Raw genomic sequence first — 1,048 nt, 5'->3', positions numbered from 1 at the left:
GGCTTTGTTGAATAATAGGGAATAATGCTGTTATGACACACCTGTTTTGGATTAAAATGCTGATCGCTCCGGGATGCATCACCACGCTCTGGATTTAACATACTGATTTTACGTCAAGGGAATCCGCAGCCTTTATGGCTACGCAGCATAATATCTATTTATTCAACAAAGCCATTCCATAACATCTCCTTATTATTAGTGTACTAAGTTATATCCCTGGATTGCAATCAACTCTGATTTAAAAAAATGAAAAAGGCGCCTTGCTTAATAATTTATCCATAATGGCGGCAACCACATTGCTGTTATACCAAATATATACACCTTGAGAAAATTCTCTCAACGCATAACGTTGCAAAAGAGTTGTTCTCTCTGCATCATGCAACATAAGTTATTAGGGCCGTAGCCGCACTACTCATCGTTGAATAACGAAGGCTGCTGCCACTCGCCATTCAGTGTAGCCTTTTCCGAACGTAACATCCGTTTTTCGCGCTGCCTGCAAAGCCTCAGCACGTCCTGTTTTTGCGCATCGCTCATCTGCCCCCAGGAGAAACGTTCACTGCGACTGCGGAAGCAACCCGGACAATAACCGCGCGCATCCGTTTGGCACACGCCACGACAAGGATTGGGAACAGCAAAAAGCTCAAGTTGTTCAGGCACTGCACCTCCGCTACCCATCACGTTCATTGAAGCGTTACAAGGCGACAAGGGGTTGGACTCAATCCCGTTACAACATTATACTCTGTAACGAGTCTTTGCGCTGTCGCCTTTGTGTCGTGTATTCAATATGTTGATTGCAGTGTGAAATGTCCGGTTTTGGATGTGGAATACAGTGGCTAAAGTTGATGTAAGATGCCCGTTTTGTGAACAGACATCTCCTGTGAAAAAACACGGTTATGGCGAAAGTGGCCCTCAGCGTTACCGTCGTCAGTCATGCAAACACGGATGGCACAGTGCTTACAACGACGAACTTCCAAAAGTAAAACACATTGTTAGCAAGCTGTATACACAGCGTATTGAGCGTGCACATCTGATACTGCGTAACCGATTG

General features: G+C 44.9%; 1 protein-coding gene and 2 pseudogenes. 2 read left to right on the top strand and 1 reads right to left on the bottom strand.

Annotated elements, in window-relative coordinates:
- Nucleotides 1-408: 408 nt before the first annotated feature.
- Nucleotides 409-657, bottom strand: coding sequence for a DUF1289 domain-containing protein (locus QZ506_RS12605; RefSeq protein WP_291971473.1), 249 nt, complete (start codon nt 655-657; stop codon nt 409-411).
- 172 nt (nt 658-829) lie between these two features.
- Between QZ506_RS12605 and QZ506_RS12600 the strand changes: the two are divergent.
- Nucleotides 830-937: pseudogene (locus QZ506_RS12600) on the top strand (IS1 family transposase); the annotation flags it as partial.
- A 12-nt stretch (nt 938-949) separates the two neighbouring features.
- Nucleotides 950-1,048 (top strand): annotated as a pseudogene (locus QZ506_RS21630) (IS1 family transposase); the annotation flags it as partial.

The sequence above is a fragment of the Candidatus Symbiopectobacterium sp. genome, assembly GCF_020054415.1.
Taxonomy (GTDB): domain Bacteria; phylum Pseudomonadota; class Gammaproteobacteria; order Enterobacterales; family Enterobacteriaceae; genus Symbiopectobacterium.
The sequence above is the reverse complement of the archived record's forward strand: the minus strand, read 5'-3'. Positions and strand labels throughout refer to the sequence as shown.